A 17889-nucleotide genomic window follows, 5' to 3' on the forward strand; every position below is an offset into this window, starting at 1 on the left:
CGCAGCGCGGCAGCACTCTATATGAGGACTGAAGTTGATGGACCTTATCTTTCGCAATGTACGCATTGACGACACCCAGCCACTGGTAGATGTGGCCGTGCAAGCAGGCAGAATCGCCGAGATCGCGCAACACATCGCCACCACCGCAGCGCACGAAATCCAAGGCGGCGGCAAAGTGCTTGTTGCCGGGTTTGTCGAAGGCCACCTGCACCTGGAAAAAGCCAACGTGATGCACCGCAAGGCCAACCGTTCCGGCACCTTGAAGGAAGCGATCGCCGTCACCGCCGAACTGAAGCCCACACTGACCCGTGAGGATATCCGCGAACGTTCGATCCAGGTGCTGCGTGCACTGGTTCAGGCCGGTACCACGCATGTACGTGCCCATGCCGAGTTCGACCCCGCCCAAGGCTTCACCGGGCTCGAAGTGGTGCTGGAGTTGCGCGAGCAGTTCCGAGAGGCGATCGACATCCAGGTCGTGGCCTTTCCGCAAGAAGGCATTCTCAAGCTGCCTGGCATGCAGGCCATGATGGCCCAGGCAATGGAGATGGGCGCCGATGTGGTGGGCGGCATTCCCTACAACGACGTGTCGCCGCTGGAGCACATTGATTTCGTCTTTGACTTGGCCAAGCGCTACGGCAAAGACATCGACTTGCACCAGGACTTCGCCGATGACGCCGAGCACATGACCATCGAGTACGTGGCACGTCGAACCATTGCCGAAGGCTACCAAGGACGGGTCTGCGTTGGGCATCTGACCAGCCTGGCCGCCGCCTCGCCAGCGCGACAGGCACAGGTGATTGCGTTGCTACGTGAGGCCGACATCAGCGTGATGTGCCTGCCCGCCACCGACCTGCACCTGGGGGCTCGGGGTGACAGTCACAATGTAAGACGCACCCTGACACCGGTGCGTGCACTGCGCGACGGCGGTGTCACGGTTTGCCTGGCCACCAACAACATCCGCAACGCATTCACACCGTATGGCACTGGCGACCTGCTGCACATTGCGCAACTGGCCATTCCCGCGTGCCACTTGGGCGGCGCGGATGATCAGGCCACCGTGTTGTCGATGCTCACGACCAACCCTGCCAAAGCCTTGGGCTTGAAACGCCACGGTTTGGCGGTGGGCAATGATGCCGACCTGGTGATGGTGGATTGCCGGGCTGTGGCCGATGTCATTCTCGACCTGCCGACACGGCTGATGGTACTCAAGCGCGGCAGGGTGGTGGCAACTGCTGAGCACCGCAGGTCAGTCGCATTCTGAGGTCATCGGGGAGTGTTCCAGGGCATGCTCACCCTGCGTCTCCCAGCCCATTATGCGAAGCCTTTTCTATCCATCTCCGATACTGGCGAGTACGAACGGCCATGGAGAGCTGTTGCAAGATCAGCGCGCGTACTGGTGAAACACTCGGGTCGGGCTTTTTAGCTCGGCTGAGTTTGCGCAACTGGTACTTCACTACTGCCATGTTCGCCAAGGCTGCCAGGGCTTTGTTTTTCCAGGTGATCGGCGGCAATTGCGGGGCATTTTCCTTGCCCTGCAGCCAGTCACGAGGCAAATGCGGGTCGATGGCCAACGCGGTTCCGATGCCCACCATGTCCACACCACGCTGCACGACGCTTTCGGCCACCGGGCGGCGACGTATACCGCCGGTGACCATCACCGGCATCCTGGCGACGGTCTGGATCTCACGGGCGAACTCGACGAAATATGCTTCGCGAGCCAGGGTACGGCCATCGCGCGCTTCACCTTGCATGGCCGGTACTTCGTAACTGCCTCCCGACAACTCCACCATATCCACGCCCAGGTCGTTGAGCCACCCAACTACCCTTTTCGCGTCATCGGCGGTGAAGCCACCGCGCTGGAAGTCAGCCGAGTTGAGCTTGACCGCCACTGCAAAATCCGCAGAAACCACAGCCCTGACCGCCTTGACGATTTCGAGCAACAGGCGTGCCCTGTTTTCCAGAGCCCCACCCCACTCGTCCGTCCTCTGGTTGGTCAACGGCGACAGGAACTGGCTCAGTAAATAGCCATGGGCAGCGTGGATTTCCACGCCAGTGAACCCTGCGCGCTCGCCAAGGCGTGCGGTATTCGCAAAGCGCTGGATAACCTCTTCGATCACGCCAGGGGTCATTGCATACGGCGTGACAAAATGCTTGGACATCTTGCCAAGCTCCAGCGGCACGGCTGAAGGTGCCCAGGTTTTTTGCCCAAGGTTGGCCTGCATCTGCCGGCCTGGGTGATTGATCTGCAACCAGAACTGCGCACCGCCGGATCGCCCCACACGCGCCCAGCGCTTGAACTTGTGCAGTTGCTGATCGTCCTGCAACACCACGCCGCCCGGTCCGGTCATGGCGCGGCCGTCGACCATCACGTTACCGGTGATGATCAGACCGGCCCCGCCGTCGGCCCATGCTTGATAGAGGCGCATCAGTGCTTCGGAAGGCGCCTGATCGGCGTCCGCCATGTTCTCTTCCATGGCGGCTTTGGCGATTCGGTTCTTGATGGTCGAACCGTTGGGAAGCATCAGGGTGTCGAATACGTTCATGGGCAGTCCTCAACTGAAGATGAGGCCACCTTAAGATTAAAGTAAACTTTAAGGTCAACAGCTTTTTCAGGTTCATCGCACCAGCCCCTGGCAAGCTCGCTACCTGATCGACATGTATACCCTGATCCTGGCCGACAGCTGTCTTGCCAGCCCTGTCACGGCGCCCGCCGGGACGCGGATTTCACTGCACGCTTGCCTGAGGCTTGGCCAACCCCTTCTTCACGCAAACGATTGATCAGCATTTGCGCATTTTCCGCACACTCCATACCTTCGGGCTTACCCTCGATGCCTTGGATGACGAGAAGAAGCTGCGCTTTGTTCTGCGCTAGCCGGTGCTGCAGAACACCAATTTCCTCAACCTTTTGCTTGAGTCCACTGAGCAACTGGTCGTGCTGCCAGCCGCTGGCATTCGTCGGCATCAGTTGCCGTATTTCTTCCAATGAAAACCCCGCCGCCTGCGCTCCGGTGATGATCTCCAGCACCCATTGGGTCTCAGGCGCGTAGTCCCTGTAGCCATTCGCTTTGCGCTCGACAGATCTGATCAAGCCGCTTGCCTCGTAGAACCGGATGCGTGACGGTGCCAACCCGCTGATTTTCGCCAGTTCGCCAATTCTCATAACCCACCCTGAAAATGCTATCGACCCCGAGTTGACTTTAAAGCTGGAGTCATCGGTCAGCCAAGCGAATGAGTATTGCCTGGGGCCCGCTTACGTCATATTACTTTCACTGCGCGGCCGATGAACTTGACCGGGCCTGTTGGAGCACCAGTAGGAGAGCCCCCCGCTTTCTCAAGGGTCAGCTCGAACAACTGGTTCGGCTCAAGCGCAGGCAAGCGCCTCAGCGGCACGCGGTACTGTTCGCCCGGTTTGACCAACCCCAGCGAAACAGGTGCGCGCCACTGCTCGCCCTTGGTCCAGAACTGCAAGGTCATGCCTTCGGGCACATCGTCCACGCCAAGCGGGATCAGTTCGATCATGCTGGCATCGTTGGCTTGCACTACCCAACCCGGGGCCTGGCCCGACGGCGCCACGAGCACCACCATGTAGGTGGTCACAGGCGGTGCCTTGGTCAACAGCGCCAAGGCCAGAAGCAAGCTCGCTGCAAGCCCCGCAGCGCTCAAGCCCTGCCAGAGTCCAAGCCGCTGCCACCAGCCAGCGCGTGGATGCACTGGCGGGTAAGCCTCTTCAAGGCTGCGCTCGATCCGGCCCCACAAGCGGTGGCTTGGCGTGACGGGTTCAACTTGCGTGGTCAGTTCGAGCAGGCGGGCCTCCCAGGCATCAACTGCAGCTCGTACGGCCGGCTCCGTTTTCAACCGGTCCTGCATGGCAGCACGCTGCTCGCCACTCAAGGTACCCAGCACATACTCGGCTGCCAGGACGTCCAGGTCCTCGGCGCTGCCATCACCTGGGGTTCGCTTCATGTCATGCACTCCCGCAGGGCCTTCAGGCTTCGCTTGATCCATGCCTTCACGGTGCCCAACGGCGCACCCAGCAGGGTTGCGATTTCGGCATTGCTGCAACCGTCCACATACGCATGCAGGATGCAACGCTGGGGAGCGGGTTGCAGTTGCTCAAGGCAGCGATAGATTTTCGCCGAGCCTGACCACAGTTGCAGGTCGTCCAGCTCCGGGGCCAGGGTTACAGCCGCGATCATGCCAGGCTCGCCCAGGTCGGTTTCCCAGCGGCCGTCACGCACGAAGTTCAGCGCCAGGTGACGGGTGATGCTGTACACCCAGCCCCGGGCTGAACCGCGCGACGGGTCATAGCTGGCAGCACGTGTCCAGATACGCACAAAGGCATCGTGAACGATGTCCTCCGCGCTCGCCTGATCGCGCACGATGCGCCGTGCGACGCCCAGCAAACGTGCCCCCTCATGCTCATACAGCGCCTGCAAGGCGTGGCGGTCTCCTTGGGCACAAGCGGCAAGACAGCCCTCGAAATCAAATGGAACAACGGGCGAATTCAAAATGGGGCGTTCCTTCATCATGAAACCTGGACGGTGCCCTGGCTTAGCGGCCTGGGGCACGTCCAGCAGCGTAGATGATCAATCGCTGGCGTGCCGCTCAAGCCCTCGTCACTTGGCGGACCAGAACACGTAGTCCGCCTGGTACTTGACCCTCTGCTGCGCGCCTTTGCTCTGCGCCGTACAGTCCACAGAAGGCGCTACGCCACCGCGAGTCGCCAGGCGCTGGATGTAGCTGACCCCTTGCATCGCGCCCTTGCCCTCGGCAGGGTTGGCCTTGACCAGTTGATACGGGATATCGCCTTTGGCCGCCGGGGCGACGGCAAGCTGGGTGCCGGTCACTTTCGAACCGTCCTTGGCCTGCCAGGTGGCCGGAGGACCAAAATAGTCACCTACAGGTTTGCCGCTGCGATCATTGAGCACCGCCTTGGGGCCGACGAACATCCACTCTGTCTGGCCTGGCGCATTGGCCTTGTCGCGGCATTCGTAGGTGATCTCACCGACACCGACGGTTTCCAGCATGATGGCGTGGCCATCGGGAACCTTGACCGCCTCCGGGACGCCCGACTGGGCATGGGCGGGGGCAGATGCCAGTACAAGGCAGGCGGCGAGCAGGGAGAAAGCGGGCTTGATGATCATGGGGCGAACTCCGTGGGGGTCATGGGTCAGGCAATCACCGACTGCCTGATAAGAACTACCCATCGGGTTCCGTTCTGGATGCACCGGCTCAACAATAATTTTGCATGCTCGTTATCGATACCGTGCTGACAGCGAAGCAGGCGTGCCACGGTCGACTGATCACGCCGGGGCGGTTACGCTGGCGTTTTCCACCTGCACGGAAGCGCCAGTGAAAGAGTCATACCAAGGAAGCTGCTTGTGCGCAGCGGTCAGTTACCTGCTGCTTACCACTCCAAAAGCTGTGAGCCACTGCCATTGCAGCCAGTGCCGCAAAGGGCACGGGGCAGCATTCGCTTCATACGGCAGCGTTCCGCGCAGCATGCTGCGCATCCTTCGTGGCGCCACCAGTATCAAGACCTATGCGTCTTCGCCGACGGTGGTGCGGGAATTTTGCGTGGAGTGCGGCTCGACCTTGTTCTGGTCACGCTCCGAAGGTGAGTTTGCCGACTGGGTTTCGATAGCCCTGGGCACGCTTGATACACCGTTCCTGCCCAAGAAGCAGAAACATCTGCACGTCGACTCTGCTGCCCCTTGGTGCGTTCCGTTCATCCCGTCTGATTGCAAGAGCAGATCAGTTGACCGCTGAGTTCGATGCAACGGCGCTGCCATCCACGGTGGCGTCAGGATAATCCGCAACAGAGCAATCACGGCTAGGCACCTCGATGCCTGAACAACGGATGCTAGCGCTCACCGCACCCTCCGGAGACTTCGCTCGTTGACTGACTCACAGCACAGCCCTGCCTATGCAAAACGGTTCGAAGCCGTGCTTGCCTACATCGACAGCCACCTCGAAGGTGACCTGTCGGTGAATGCCTTGAGCCGCATCGCCAACTTTTCGGCGTTTCACTTTCACCGGCAGTTCACGGCATACATGGGCGTTCCGGTTTCACGGTATGTGCAACTGATGAGGCTTCGACGTGCGGCGCACCAACTGGTCGCCTCGCCCGCAACACCCGTTCTGGATGCCGCATTCGGCGCCGGCTTCGAAAGCCCCGAAGCCTTTTCCAGGGCGTTCAAGCGTGCGTTCGGCATGGCGCCGAGCGTGTTCGCCAAGGCGCCGAACTGGCAGGCCTGGAGTGCGGTATTCGTTGTTCCATGCCTTTGCAGGAGTATCACCATGCAGATCCGTATAGTGGAGTTCGCCGAAACCCGCGTGGCCGCGCTCGAACACCGAGGGCCGCCCAGCCTGGTCGGTGAAAGCGTTGCGCGTTTTCGCCAATGGCGCATAAACAGCGGCCAATCGCCGGTGGCCAGCAGCCGCACCTTCGGCATCCCCTACGACAACCCCGATACTACCCCGCCCCACGCCTTTCGCTTCGCCGTTTGTGGGGAGATGAACGAGGCCGTGCAGCCCAATGAGTTCGGTGTGCATGAACGGGTTATACCGGCGGGCCGTTGTGCCGTGATTCGGCATAGCGGCTCGCCTGACTACATTGGCGAAACCATCTACCCGCTGTACCGGGACTGGTTGCCGTCGAGCAGTGAAGAACTGCGCGACCATCCGTTGTTCTTCCAATACCTGAGCGTGTATCCGGAAACGCCACTGGAGCAGTGGGAAACGGATATCTATGTACCGCTGAAGTAGGCCGGGCCAAGGGTGGCAGCAGCAGCCAGCCACTCAAACAACTGCCGAGCAGCCGCGCCCAAAGGCCGGTCGTTACTATGGACCAGGTAATAGTTTTTCCCAGTCAGCAGGACATGGGGGAACAGCTGTACCAAACTGCCCTGCGCCACGTCGTCCTCCACCAACCAAGGGCTGGTCAGCACAATGCCCTGGCTGCGCCGTGCAGCATCGATGGCCATTTCCGACTGATCGAAACGCAAGTCGCTCTTCAACCTGTCGAAGGACATTCCGACTTGCCCTAACCATCGCGACCAATTGGCGTGAGAGGTGGTATAGAGCACTGTCGCGCGTACCATGTCCTCGATGACGGACAGTTGCAGACGCTCGCGGTATTCAGGGCTGCAATAGACGCGAGCTTCATCACGCAGCAGCAACTTCACCTGGAGGTCGAGGGCTTGGCCGTCGAAATGGCGTACGGCCAGATCATAAGTGCCCGACTGAAAGTCGACAGGCGCCACGGATGCGCTCACGTGAAGCTTCAACTCTGGATACGAACGGGTCAGATCAGGCATCCGGCGGGCAAACCAAGTGTTCGCGAACGCGGGTGGCAGGCTCAGATGCACGTCGAATTCGCCGCTGCGCTGCAGCGCAAGATTGGCGTGTTCAAGCTGCTGAAGCGCTGGCTTGACTTGCGCCCAATAGCGCAGTGCTTGTTCGGTCGGCTGTAGCCTGCGCACGCTGCGCACGAACAGAGAGGTACCCAGCCAGTCTTCCAGCTTGCGAATCTGTTGTCCCACCGCCCCAGGCGTGACGAACAGTTGCTGAGCTGCCAGTACCGCACTGCCCGTGCGCATGACAGCGTCGAAACAGACAATGGCCTTCATCGGGGTATCGGCTCGCATAGCGTAGTTTTTCTCTTTCATACCGTCACGAGAGATGATTTGTACCGGGTTGGCCATCTCACCACAATCACCTCAGCAATCTTGCCGGCCCGAGGGGTACAACACGTGAACGTTCTGATTATCCATGCCCATCCCGAACCTTGCTCCTTCAATGGCGCCATGACCCGGACTGCGGTGCATACGCTTACCCGGCTAAACCATGAAGTGCGGGTAAGTGACCTTTATGCCATGGGCTGGAACGCCGTACTGCAGGCAGAGGATTTCTCCGAGCGGGTCGATGGGCACTTTTTTGACCCCGCCACGGAGCAGGCGCACGCTCAGGTTACTGCGACGGTATGTAGCGAGGTTAAGGCCGAGCAGGACAAGGTCGCATGGGCCGAGCTGGTGATTTTTCAGTTTCCGATGTGGTGGTTTTCCATGCCAGCCATGCTCAAGGGCTGGGTTGATCGTGTCTTGAGCCGCGGTTTCGCCTATTCCACCGGACGCAAATACGATACCGGACACCTCAAGGGCAAATGCGCAATGCTCAGCCTCACCACAGGTACCGCAAGCACCTTGTACGCACCCAACGGCATTGACGGTGATCTCCACCACATTCTCTGGCCCATTCACAACGGCATACTGGCGTACACCGGTTTTACCGTGCTCCCCCCCTTTGCCGCGTGGATGCCCGCCCAGGTCAGCCAACAGCAACGGGAGGATTATCTGCTGCAGTATGCCGAGCGGCTGTCACGGCTGGGCGATATGCAACCGCTGTTCTTTCATCCACGGCAGGATTACGACGAGCATCAACAGCTCAAGCCAGGCATACCTGCCGTTCGGGCGTCCAGTGGAATCCCCGCGCTGGCCAGACCTTCGAAGCGTCTGCGAGCAAGAATTTTGATAGCGCTGCAAATGGAGAATCATCGTGAAGGGCTATTGGATCATTTTCGGTGCCGAGGTAAACGACGCCGATGCACAGCAGGAATATGGCCGACTGTGGGCACCCATCAGTGAGAAGTACAATGCCAAGGTCAAGGTTCTGAAGCCTGGGACATTGGTCGAGGCCCAATCCAGCCAGCGCGTGCTGGTGGTCGAGTTCCCTAGCTACGCGCAAGCCAAGAACTGTTATAGCGATCCTGATTACACCGCCGCAAAACAGTTCGCGCTTCGCGCCTACTGCCGCGAACTGATCATCATTGAAGGCGATCTCGCCTAGCCTCATCGCTACGGGAAACTATCGGCATCAGGGCCCAGAGCTTTCCGGGATACTGAAGGCGAGCGACCTCATTGCTGTAGTGCCGCGTCGCTTAGCGGCGGATGTCGATAGTCTCGTCATGCTTTAGCCAGTTTGTGGCCAGCCCCCTCCGGCCCTTCTCGTCGTTTTGTTCAAACCTGAGCTAGTTGCTCCCGGGCGAACGTCTGGGCTTCTTGGTAGACTACTACACCTTTTTCTTGAGGCAGATCTGGACGGTATAGCTCACCGTCCCAGCAGCCTTTTTCCTTGCTCTGATAGTTGCCATGGTTTTCGGTGGTACAAGCGTGATTGGCATTGGTACATCGTACCAGTGCGCAACCAAAAAGCGCTCAAAACCCCGAAAAATGGTACCAAAATGCGTAGACCAGAATGCCCCTAGAATTAGCCCCAAAGCCAGAAACCACGCGCCCTGAGCCGTCACGCCGCTTCAGCGTTGCACCGATGATGGATTGGTCGTACAAAGCCCGTATTCATTGATCAAAACGGATATCATGTGCAATTTCTGTTCACCTGAATCTACCGCTCGTGTACCCACGTTGGGATTGGCTGGACTGATCGACTGGACTCAACGCTGATCAAAAGCTGGCCCAGCCCTGGCACTATCGACTGGCACTACCCATAGATCCCAACCTATGCAGGCCTCCAGCTGACAGCTAAGGCAGGGATTTTCTTGTCATTGAGCTGGGCAACGTTCTACGCTCCACCTGCTGTCGACCAAGCATTTTCAAAAGGTAACTGGCGTGATTAGAAACGTACTGCTCATGAGTGGGCTCCTGGTTCTAGCTGGCTGCGCAAATCCGTACGCCACCAGCTACAAATCTCTTTCTGATTCGGAATATATCGCCGCTAATCGAACAGCTCCCGCTCCGGCCTTACCGGTAGTGGCGTACGGTTCAAATCCCGTCCAAGATGTTCAGACATACTATGAAAATGGCTATGAAGCACTTGGCTTCAGTATGTTCAGCGACAAATTATCGAACCAGCAAAAAGCTGTTCAACAAGGTCAGACGGTTGGTGCTGACTTGGTTGTCTATTATCAGCCCGTTTATCAGCGCACGGATACAACAGCTGTACCGTTTTCACTTCCGACGCAACAAACCGTAAGTAGTTATAGCCAAGCGACCGCGTACAACAATTCCGGAGGGTCTGCTACCGCTTACGGTTCTTCTTATGGAACGATTTCAGGGCAGCAATGGACTGTGGTTCCAGTGAGCCGTGATACCTATTTTCAGACTGCAACATACTACGTCAAGACAAATCAGCCGTTAGGGCTCCATTTCCGCGCACCCACTGCTGCGGAAGCTCAAGCTCTGGGCACTCAAAGGGCTGTTGTGATCACTGCGATAGTGCGCGGTTCAGCTGCTTACCAGGCGGACTTTCTTCCTGGCGATGTAATTCTTAAAGCAGATAATCTGACCGTTGACCAAATTCCAGATGCCGCTGAATTTGTACGAGCACGACGAGGGAAAACGGTTGACGTCCAGATTGTTCGGAATGGCAGCCCCATGGTGAAAAAGCTCACAATGCCGTAGCTCACGACCAGAAACTTTCTGGTCAAAAGAAATTCGAAAAACTCTGAATCCCTCTCATGGAGGGATTTCAGCAGCCATTAGTCAGAGCTCGCAAAACGCACTGCAAATACGCACTCACTTACTGCGAATTCACTCTCACACCTTGCGAAACTCACACTCCCCTACTGTGAATTCACTCTGACACACTGTGAAACCGCACTCAACTACTACGAAACCGCACACACTGCTTGCAAAGTTCGGGCATACACAAAAATATTTTCATTTTCTTGTTGAAACACTAAAAGCTCCATTTGCATAATGAGCTTAGATCAGTAGCTAGCCAGTTGTGTCTATGTCAGACAATAAGGCTACTCACATCCCTTCGGGTGTTGCGTTAGAGCAAAGCTCAGATAAAAACAATAAAAAGGTGAGCGCATGAAAGAGCAGGTCAAACAGAACAAAGAATCCAGGATCACAATCAGGCTTTCGAAGTCTGAGCTTGAAATTCTTGAATCAAAGATGGCCCAAGCGGGATACCAAGCTGCCGGAGCATTTATCCGAGACTTCGTGATCAGCAACAACATCAAACCAAAAATCAGTGGAGACGTTGTCCAAATCGCCCGCGAGCTCATGAACTTGGCGTCGATGATCAATGCTGAACGACCGGGAAGTGAGCTGCTCGAAAAGGTGAAGCACATCGCTCGCATCAATGTCGGGGGTGTCGCATGATCGGCAAAATCTTCCCCAAGTCCTCAGGCTCCTTCAAAAATCGAATCAGATACATTTTAGGCTGCACGAAGCACGACCACGAGATCACCGGTATCCGAACGATTGATTCGAACTGTGTGAGTGCCGATCCCCTGCCCGGCATCCTCGCTGGAGACGAAACAAGCGTCTTGGAGATGGTTCGAGAGTTCGACAGCGTAGAAGCCATGCGCAGGATGTCTATCGACTCCGACAAACAGATCAAGCCCGTCTTCCACGCCATGCTATCCCTCCGCCCTGGAGAGTCCCTGACGGCCCCACAGTGGCGCTCAGCAGTCCAGAAGTACATGAGCGATTTGGGCTTCGACGAGACGAATCAGTACATCGCAGTGATGCACCGAGACAAAGACCACGAGCACGTCCACATCGTCGCAAACCGCATACGCCTGGACGAAACGTTCTCAATGGTCAAGGACAGCAACGAGCGCTCAATCAGCCTGAGTTCGGTGTCGGAAATCGAAGACCGCTTCGGCCTACTCAAAGCCCCAAAACCCAAAGACACTTGGGGCGTCGCGCTCACTCACGCCGAAGTCAAAGCATCAATCCGAGACGGCGAACTGCCCCACAAACACCGGATGATCGCGAAGATCGCAGGCGCAATCGAAGCCACCAAGGCAGTCAACGGCGACATGTTCGACTTCGTCCGCGCGCTGAGAAAGCAAAAAGTCTACATCCACCTCACGCTCAACGACGAAGGCCAACCGAAAGGCATCAGCTACGAATTTGACGGCAAACACATCTCCGGTAGACAGCTCAAACGCTCGCGCCTTACGTGGCAGAAACTGATAACGCAAGAGGGAATATCGTATGACCAAGAAACCCTTTCAGAGCTTCAGATCGAAATTGCAAGACGAGATCAAGATGAATATCAAAGAGCTGAGCGACTCAGATTCTTCTACCTCGTTTACGAAACAAGAGCCAAAAAGCCAGTGCACATCAAAGTCAAATCGAACAACTGGAGACTCGACAGAGACATTAAAATAATCCTGGAAGCTCTGGACGCCATGTTCGGATTTGGCCTGACGTACAAAGGTCGCAGAAATAGGCCATCGCGGCTGTGTGTTGAGTACGTTCCCGGCCAGCCGCTGCGCTTCCCGGAGAGCGATGAACCTGGTCTAGAGATGTAATAAAAAACCCCCGCAGGAGTGCCTGCGGGGGTGTTCAATTATCGCGCTAACATTTAATTTTTACAGTAACCTGTGAAGCCGTATCGAGCCATCAGCATTAATAGTGAATGTACTCAAGATCGCCCGATCTTTGCGCAGCTCCGAAGAAGTAGCTTTTGGCCGGTTTGGGAACCTTTCAGCCACCAGATCTTCTAGATCTTGACTGCACCTTTCTGCCAACGCATCAATAATTTTTTCGATCTCGAAATCTCGACTTACGGTCGGCCTCACCAAATCTCTCATGTCTTTCACTCTTATTATGTGGCACCGCAATTAGTTCTATATTATTTATGAGCAAACCCAAATGCAAGACCAAATACTAATTTCTTATTAACCATTAAAATGACATCAAACTAAAGAGCAAGCTCTCACTCTGTTAATATGAGTGCACGTGACATCTAAAGCGAGATAACGATGATCCACAGCCTTCATAACGCCAAGTTTGTTAGCGGTGAGGACGAGACAGGCCGATGCGTAGCCGGTTACGTCTTCACTCTCCCCGACGGCGATGACTACATACACACGAAACGGATACAGGCGCTATGGGAGCACGGCGGTGAGCTCTACGTCGAAGACCTGGCTGGCGCCACGTATCACATCGTCGATTTCGAATACGACGAGTGCGCGTACCAAGTCGGACAGATGCGAGAAGAGATCATCCAGGGTTTTTTGCACACATGAAGGTTGCACATGTAACCCTTAAAGGTGTACTGTCGCTTCAGCTAGAGGCAAACGCCTTCTTGCGCGTTAAGATTCCCCCGCCCACAAAGGGCTATAGGGGGTACGAGTGACAGAAGATCAATTCAGCGCGCTTGCAGAACTGCTGCGCATGCGCGGCGGAGCAAGTCAGGAAGCCGCGCGCCTGGTGCTCGTCGAGGGGTTGTCTACAACTGAAGCCGCGCGCCGGGTTGGGACGAGTCCGCAGGGCGTGAGTAATGTGTTGGCGTCGTGTCGTCGTGGCCTGGAGCTAGCGCGGCGCGCTACCCTGGAGGGTTAGGAATGTTCGAGGGCTTTGCGGGAAGGGTTAGGTATTGGGCGTACGTCGCGTGGTACGTCGTGCTGATTCCGTACACGATTACAAAGTACTACTTCCGGTTGCTTTTTCCGAAGCCGGTGACTCGTGTGCTTCGCGATGCGCGCTTTTGTGCCAATGGCCATGTGGCTGGAAAGTCGGCGCTGCAGGACGGGACAGTTACAGAAGCCTGTGGTTTCGTCATGGATTTGCATGTCGAGAGGGGCGAACTCGTAGCGATACTGGACGGCTACAGGTACGTGATAGCAAATGTAGTGGCTACAAGTGATAGGCATTTGCATGAGACGCTGTGCGAGCTATGGCTGCCTGGGCCTGGGAAGTGATGGGAATCTCGCCGATTAAACTTCAAGGCTTCAGGTTTATCGGTGATGGCATGTATGAAGTCAGATATGTGTACAAAAGAAAGAGATTCGCTATCAAGTCCGAATTTGATGGATTCGTCATTATTGGGGACGAGCTCTATTTAGTTTGTACAGTATTTGGCTATACCGAGCTTATGGAAGTAGAGAGCTTTTCTGCAGATTTCAATATTATCGATCATGTAGATGAGCTGTATTACACCCTAATGGGCTTTATCGCCTTACCAGATATAAAACAGTAGAATAGCAGGAAAAAGAAGCATGGACAAAAGACTGTCTACGGTACTCGGCTGCCTGGCTTTTTCACTCTCGTCAGTTACAGCAATATCTGTTGCCATCACTGTTTTCAGTCTAATTGATGACCCATATCTTAGGTGCATTTTTGCAGCAGCCGCTGTTTTGCTAGATGTCTTTAAATATCTGGCATGGCCTGTAGCTATGCGATTGTTAAACGAACAATCACGGCTTGCTGCTGCCGGCTTGCTGTTTTGCTCTGTAACACTTGGGGCCGTGTCTGGCTGGGCGACGTACGATCGGTTAGCTGGATCGATCAACGCAAGTAAGGCTCTACACGGTGCACTGAACGGCGCGCGGACTGAACAGCTCACAACTCTGATTAAGAAAGACTCGAATTTCCTTAAAAGTCTGGACGAGGCTGAAAAAAAGGCAAGTGCGGAATCGGCAGTCTTGAGAGATAGAGGGATGGTTACAAAAGCTCAAGAACTCGAGTCTGCTGCGCACGAACGGACAGACACTCAGCGCCAGGTGGCCATGGAGCGAATCAAAGCAAATTCACGGGAAATCGCCGAAATCCAAGCGACTCCGGTCAAGGCTTCCACGGCTCCAGCACTTCTGGTGGCCCTGCTATGCGCTGGTTTTGCATTGTCTCTTGAGCTCGTGCCGGCTCTGATTCTCTCAATCCTGCCGAGGAAAACGAAGGTCGAGGTCGTTCAAGGTGGAGATGTGGCAATTCCGTCCCCCATCATGGAATCAGTGCCAAAGACCGAACAGAATCATGAACTGATGTCGAACAACAATCTCTTAGACGTGCTACTGAAAAAGGCTACAGAACTGCCTGCGCACAGCCAGATAAAAGTTAAGGACTTTGCCCTAGAAAACAGGGTTGGTAATCTCAAAGCGTGTCAAACATTTAAAAAAGCCGAAGAGCTTGGGGTTATTTACAAAACCAACCACGGCTGGATTACTGCACAAACTGCATGACTCGAAATCTGCAATGGATTAGATTTCTCGCCGAACAGAATAAGCCACTATTGACGAATAGTGGCCTAACACTAAAACTCAAACAACCAAAGAAAGTCGCGTACTATTCCGACCACTCACTATCATTCAATGGGCTTGGTGAGGTTACAGTCCCATTTTTGATATCTACTACGCACAGCCGAGTAGAGTACGGCTTTGACTCCGCCCCATACTCAACCATTTTATATCCCACTTGGACGACAATCTTACCTTTTTTGGTATAAGTATCAAAAATCTTCGGAGCATTTTCCTTGTCATAAGTTACAACCCTGAACTGCTCCTTGATCAAATCGACACAGGCATCCTCAGCAATCTTCCTGTCTTCATCAGAGATCCCACCACAACCGCTTATTAGAGCAGCAGCACCAACGATTGCAAATATTCTATTTCTCATTACTCATCCTATGTCGATGCTAAGTAAAAACGGCCTTGACAGCACTAATTATCCTACTGGCAGCCCGCGCCAGTAGGCTGGCAATTTAGCATACAATAAAAGTTTGGGGTTAAGCGTCATAACGTTCAACGCGCAACAGTAATCAACGAGGGTGCCGCGTCAGAGAACCCCATTTTTTGAGAAAGAACCTCGAACTCCAAATTATTAAACCAAGCCCCGCCGTTCAGCGCCGGCTCGTCATCAAACGTCCAGGCCTCACCCGCTATGCCGCCCACTTCTTTAACTACCCGCCCGCCAGACTTCACGACAATCCTCGCCAATGCGTCGCCATAGCTCACATCATCCCCACCAAACACGACAGCCGGTACAGCTCCATCCCTCTTCCGCCACGTCACCGTCGCCGCCCCGCTGATGAACCCACCCTCTTGGCCGTTAACCCGAACCCGCCCAGGCGTCCACGGCTGATCATTCCGCGCGCCGACTACAAACGATCTCTCTGCAGCATCACCAAACTCCTGCCGGCCCGTCTGTGTACCGACAAGCATCTTCACACCCACAGTCTCACCTAAAGCGTACTGCCAGGGCGTGACAGCAAAACCCTCGCTCACAGCCCATACCCGCGCGCCGACCGGGTGAGCAAGCGGCTTGGTGTTGAAGAGCCCTCGATTCACCTTCCCGACAGTTGCCGACTCTGATCCGTGCGCAGAAACCGCCTCATACGACACCCACTCCAAACCAGCGACACTGGAAACCAACAACAACCCGAGCCCACGCCTCACCTCATCGGCGGTGTAAACATCGAGCTCCCCAACCTCCCCGCCCAGCTCAACCTGATCTTCAACAAAGCGGTTTGCTGTCAAAGGACTGGTCAAGAAGCACAGCGGGGTGAACTGCTGGAGCCCGACATCGATCCAGTCGCCTTCGCTCGCCCCCTTTGTCTGCAGACGATAGTCCAGGCCAGCACCCGGTTTTTCGGCGACAACCAGGATGCTGCGGGTTGTCTGGTTCGGTGTCAGGATTGTCGGTGCTTCGATGATGTCGTAGCGCGTCACATCCTGTGGCTCGAACGATGGTTTCTGCCACTTCGCCTCGTTTCCGTCTGTGTAAAAACTCTCAAAAACCCCGAAAACGTCTTGAATCAAGGTAAGCCGGACAGCTCCGTCGGTTGGCGCGCCAAGGTCGACCGCAGTGACACGCATGACGATTTTTTCGATTTTTTGCGCTGGCCACGTGAGCATCACAACATCCCCGACTTCGGCATCAGCCATGGATCGATGGCACTCAGCAACGCATGACGCAAGCGGGACAGAAATCGCAGAAATCTCCCGCTGCGCGATTTTTGCAGCGGTTTCTCGGTTGGAAACCATGGGCATGGAAATCGTCTGGCCGTCAGAGTCCCCTTTGTGGATTCTCAGCCCGTTGTTTTGAGCGATCACCGTCCGCTCGTTGTAGTCATCCGAGGCGCTAACGTACTTGAGCTTGACTTCGTTGACTGCAGTGTCAAGCGAGCCCCGGCTAAAGTCCGACAGGTTCTTGATGTTCCATGGCCCGACTTCCGGCACCGCATCAAGGTTGTAATCGTTGCGAATAAGCCGGAGCTTCAGCGAGCCGCTGGATGGATCGGTGTTGAGTGAGCCCTGAATGATTTTCTTTATGTCTTCAATGACGTCTGCAGCTGTGCGAGCGGAGTCGATCACGCAAGAGATGCCGAGGCCTTCGGCGTGAAGGGTTTTCGCGGCTTGGACGAATGAGTCGACGTCGACGGTAGTAAACGCGATGTCCGCGCCAAACGATGGGTGAGTTATGATCTCGTGCAGGAAGTAAGCGGGGTTAGCGTCCAGGCCGATGCGCTCGTAGAGCTGGGACTCAGGGGCAGTAGATGGCGACTTCGGGAACCTCGAGCAGAGAAAACTGACAGCTTCCGGTGTCGAGGCGTTGCCGATATACATACCTTCGAGAACGGCATATGCGACCCCACGGATTGGCGACACAACGTCGACGCCAAGCAGGCGCACCAAGTACTCGTTTGCGGTCTGAACCAGTGAGCCGCCGTAAAAACGCAGGGTGCCCGACACGCCACCTGAACCATCCTCGTCGCCACCGAACAAGCTCGGTTTGTTGATCGAGATAGCACCGCCCGTTGACTCACCGCTCCAAGCCACTTGGTCACCGAACTTAACTTCTCGCAAGACCACGTCAGGGCCATGGCAAATACCAAGCTGAACGCCCATGTAGTATCGATATCCAACGGTCGTTTTGGTCGTAGAGAAAAGCCCCTTCACTTTTTTAACGATCTTTGACGTCCGGAGATCCCCGTACCAGACGACATTTGGCCCGCTTAGCCGCCTAGTGCCGGCGAGAATCTGTACAGGTCGTTCAGCGGCTGACGGAAAGCTGAAGTCTTCAAGGCCAGCAGCCGAAGGCGAAGGAACTTTTGTCTTCATCGTCGCCATCATCACGAACGAAAGAAGAAGCGTCACAGCCATCAGCCAAATCATATCGATCTCTTATTATT

At 55.7% G+C, this 17889-nt stretch carries 19 protein-coding genes; 11 read left to right on the top strand and 8 right to left on the bottom strand.

Annotation, left to right across the window (positions count from 1 at the left end; all coding sequences use genetic code 11):
- The first annotated feature begins 37 nt into the window (after nucleotides 1-37).
- Nucleotides 38-1261: an amidohydrolase family protein gene (locus ACN6NG_RS20590; RefSeq protein WP_474315842.1), complete on the top strand. Its 1224-nt coding sequence runs from the start codon at nucleotides 38-40 to the stop codon at nucleotides 1259-1261.
- A 28-nt stretch (nucleotides 1262-1289) separates the two neighbouring features.
- On the opposite strand, the gene ACN6NG_RS20595 is transcribed toward ACN6NG_RS20590, so the two are convergent.
- The 5 genes from ACN6NG_RS20595 to ACN6NG_RS20615 form a co-directional block, all read right to left on the bottom strand.
- Nucleotides 1290-2543 (bottom strand): NADH:flavin oxidoreductase/NADH oxidase family protein, encoded by a 1254-nt coding sequence (locus ACN6NG_RS20595; RefSeq protein WP_474315844.1) that lies wholly within the window; start codon nucleotides 2541-2543, stop codon nucleotides 1290-1292.
- 155 nt (nucleotides 2544-2698) lie between these two features.
- Entirely contained in the window at nucleotides 2699-3160 is a 462-nt protein-coding gene (locus tag ACN6NG_RS20600; RefSeq protein WP_474315846.1) for a MerR family transcriptional regulator, read from the bottom strand.
- Between the two features lie 95 nt (nucleotides 3161-3255).
- Nucleotides 3256-3963, bottom strand: coding sequence for an anti-sigma factor (locus ACN6NG_RS20605; RefSeq protein WP_474315849.1), 708 nt, complete (start codon nucleotides 3961-3963; stop codon nucleotides 3256-3258).
- Nucleotides 3960-4508, bottom strand: a complete 549-nt coding sequence (locus tag ACN6NG_RS20610; RefSeq protein ID WP_174369955.1) for a sigma-70 family RNA polymerase sigma factor — start codon at nucleotides 4506-4508, stop codon at nucleotides 3960-3962. The genes ACN6NG_RS20605 and ACN6NG_RS20610 overlap by 4 nt, the downstream gene beginning before the upstream one ends.
- 108 nt (nucleotides 4509-4616) lie before the next feature.
- The gene (locus ACN6NG_RS20615; protein ID WP_474315852.1) at nucleotides 4617-5144 is read right to left on the bottom strand and encodes a DUF3455 domain-containing protein; all 528 of its coding nucleotides are present in this window, start codon (nucleotides 5142-5144) and stop codon (nucleotides 4617-4619) included.
- Nucleotides 5145-5352: 208 nt separating this feature from the next.
- Between ACN6NG_RS20615 and ACN6NG_RS20620 the strand changes: the two genes are divergently transcribed.
- Together ACN6NG_RS20620 and ACN6NG_RS20625 are read left to right on the top strand one after the other, a co-directional pair.
- Entirely contained in the window at nucleotides 5353-5769 is a 417-nt protein-coding gene (locus ACN6NG_RS20620; protein ID WP_132846198.1) for a GFA family protein, read from the top strand.
- A gap of 129 nt (nucleotides 5770-5898) precedes the next feature.
- Nucleotides 5899-6768: an AraC family transcriptional regulator gene (locus ACN6NG_RS20625; protein WP_474315855.1), complete on the top strand. Its 870-nt coding sequence runs from the start codon at nucleotides 5899-5901 to the stop codon at nucleotides 6766-6768.
- Here ACN6NG_RS20625 and ACN6NG_RS20630 read toward each other — a convergent pair.
- Nucleotides 6750-7706 (bottom strand): LysR substrate-binding domain-containing protein, encoded by a 957-nt coding sequence (locus ACN6NG_RS20630; protein WP_016500709.1) that lies wholly within the window; start codon nucleotides 7704-7706, stop codon nucleotides 6750-6752. The two genes, ACN6NG_RS20625 and ACN6NG_RS20630, sit on opposite strands and share 19 nt — an antisense overlap.
- 48 nt (nucleotides 7707-7754) lie before the next feature.
- Between ACN6NG_RS20630 and ACN6NG_RS20635 the strand changes: the two genes are divergently transcribed.
- From ACN6NG_RS20635 to ACN6NG_RS20670, 8 genes are all read left to right on the top strand, one after another.
- The gene (locus tag ACN6NG_RS20635) at nucleotides 7755-8645 is read left to right on the top strand and encodes an NAD(P)H-dependent oxidoreductase (protein WP_474315857.1); all 891 of its coding nucleotides are present in this window, start codon (nucleotides 7755-7757) and stop codon (nucleotides 8643-8645) included.
- Entirely contained in the window at nucleotides 8557-8847 is a 291-nt protein-coding gene (locus ACN6NG_RS20640) for a DUF1330 domain-containing protein (protein WP_016500711.1), read from the top strand. The genes ACN6NG_RS20635 and ACN6NG_RS20640 overlap by 89 nt, the downstream gene beginning before the upstream one ends.
- An 800-nt stretch (nucleotides 8848-9647) precedes the next feature.
- A complete protein-coding gene (locus ACN6NG_RS20645; protein WP_474315860.1) occupies nucleotides 9648-10418 on the top strand; it encodes a PDZ domain-containing protein in 771 nt (256 codons plus the stop codon).
- 414 nt (nucleotides 10419-10832) lie between these two features.
- The gene (locus ACN6NG_RS20650; RefSeq protein ID WP_474315862.1) at nucleotides 10833-11126 is read left to right on the top strand and encodes a plasmid mobilization protein; all 294 of its coding nucleotides are present in this window, start codon (nucleotides 10833-10835) and stop codon (nucleotides 11124-11126) included.
- The gene (locus ACN6NG_RS20655) at nucleotides 11123-12289 is read left to right on the top strand and encodes a relaxase/mobilization nuclease domain-containing protein (protein ID WP_474315864.1); all 1167 of its coding nucleotides are present in this window, start codon (nucleotides 11123-11125) and stop codon (nucleotides 12287-12289) included. The genes ACN6NG_RS20650 and ACN6NG_RS20655 overlap by 4 nt, the downstream gene beginning before the upstream one ends.
- 453 nt (nucleotides 12290-12742) lie before the next feature.
- Nucleotides 12743-13009 (top strand): hypothetical protein, encoded by a 267-nt coding sequence (locus ACN6NG_RS20660; RefSeq protein ID WP_474315865.1) that lies wholly within the window; start codon nucleotides 12743-12745, stop codon nucleotides 13007-13009.
- A 650-nt stretch (nucleotides 13010-13659) separates the two neighbouring features.
- Entirely contained in the window at nucleotides 13660-13962 is a 303-nt protein-coding gene (locus ACN6NG_RS20665; protein ID WP_474315868.1) for a hypothetical protein, read from the top strand.
- A gap of 19 nt (nucleotides 13963-13981) precedes the next feature.
- A complete protein-coding gene (locus ACN6NG_RS20670) occupies nucleotides 13982-14941 on the top strand; it encodes a hypothetical protein (protein ID WP_474315871.1) in 960 nt (319 codons plus the stop codon).
- A gap of 103 nt (nucleotides 14942-15044) precedes the next feature.
- On the opposite strand, the gene ACN6NG_RS20675 is transcribed toward ACN6NG_RS20670, so the two are convergent.
- Nucleotides 15045-15374: a hypothetical protein gene (locus tag ACN6NG_RS20675; protein ID WP_474315874.1), complete on the bottom strand. Its 330-nt coding sequence runs from the start codon at nucleotides 15372-15374 to the stop codon at nucleotides 15045-15047.
- A 125-nt stretch (nucleotides 15375-15499) separates the two neighbouring features.
- Nucleotides 15500-17872, bottom strand: coding sequence for a phage tail protein (locus tag ACN6NG_RS20680; RefSeq protein ID WP_474315877.1), 2373 nt, complete (start codon nucleotides 17870-17872; stop codon nucleotides 15500-15502).
- Nucleotides 17873-17889: the final 17 nt, after the last annotated feature.

The organism is Pseudomonas sp. TSO6, assembly GCF_056098905.1.

What these genes read in the sequence shown, in the direction of transcription:
- ACN6NG_RS20660 (WP_474315865.1), top strand. Translation starts at nt 12,743, where the DNA reads ATGATCCACAGCCTTCATAACGCCAAGTTTGTTAGCGGTGAGGACGAG.
- ACN6NG_RS20675 (WP_474315874.1), bottom strand. Translation starts at nt 15,374, where the DNA reads ATGAGAAATAGAATATTTGCAATCGTTGGTGCTGCTGCTCTAATAAGC.
- ACN6NG_RS20615 (WP_474315852.1), bottom strand. Translation starts at nt 5,144, where the DNA reads ATGATCATCAAGCCCGCTTTCTCCCTGCTCGCCGCCTGCCTTGTACTG.
- ACN6NG_RS20605 (WP_474315849.1), bottom strand. Translation starts at nt 3,963, where the DNA reads ATGAAGCGAACCCCAGGTGATGGCAGCGCCGAGGACCTGGACGTCCTG.
- ACN6NG_RS20630 (WP_016500709.1), bottom strand. Translation starts at nt 7,706, where the DNA reads ATGGCCAACCCGGTACAAATCATCTCTCGTGACGGTATGAAAGAGAAA.
- ACN6NG_RS20655 (WP_474315864.1), top strand. Translation starts at nt 11,123, where the DNA reads ATGATCGGCAAAATCTTCCCCAAGTCCTCAGGCTCCTTCAAAAATCGA.
- ACN6NG_RS20665 (WP_474315868.1), top strand. Translation starts at nt 13,660, where the DNA reads ATGGCTGCCTGGGCCTGGGAAGTGATGGGAATCTCGCCGATTAAACTT.
- ACN6NG_RS20670 (WP_474315871.1), top strand. Translation starts at nt 13,982, where the DNA reads ATGGACAAAAGACTGTCTACGGTACTCGGCTGCCTGGCTTTTTCACTC.
- ACN6NG_RS20650 (WP_474315862.1), top strand. Translation starts at nt 10,833, where the DNA reads ATGAAAGAGCAGGTCAAACAGAACAAAGAATCCAGGATCACAATCAGG.
- ACN6NG_RS20680 (WP_474315877.1), bottom strand. Translation starts at nt 17,872, where the DNA reads ATGATTTGGCTGATGGCTGTGACGCTTCTTCTTTCGTTCGTGATGATG.
- ACN6NG_RS20595 (WP_474315844.1), bottom strand. Translation starts at nt 2,543, where the DNA reads ATGAACGTATTCGACACCCTGATGCTTCCCAACGGTTCGACCATCAAG.
- ACN6NG_RS20590 (WP_474315842.1), top strand. Translation starts at nt 38, where the DNA reads ATGGACCTTATCTTTCGCAATGTACGCATTGACGACACCCAGCCACTG.
- ACN6NG_RS20645 (WP_474315860.1), top strand. Translation starts at nt 9,648, where the DNA reads ATGAGTGGGCTCCTGGTTCTAGCTGGCTGCGCAAATCCGTACGCCACC.
- ACN6NG_RS20600 (WP_474315846.1), bottom strand. Translation starts at nt 3,160, where the DNA reads ATGAGAATTGGCGAACTGGCGAAAATCAGCGGGTTGGCACCGTCACGC.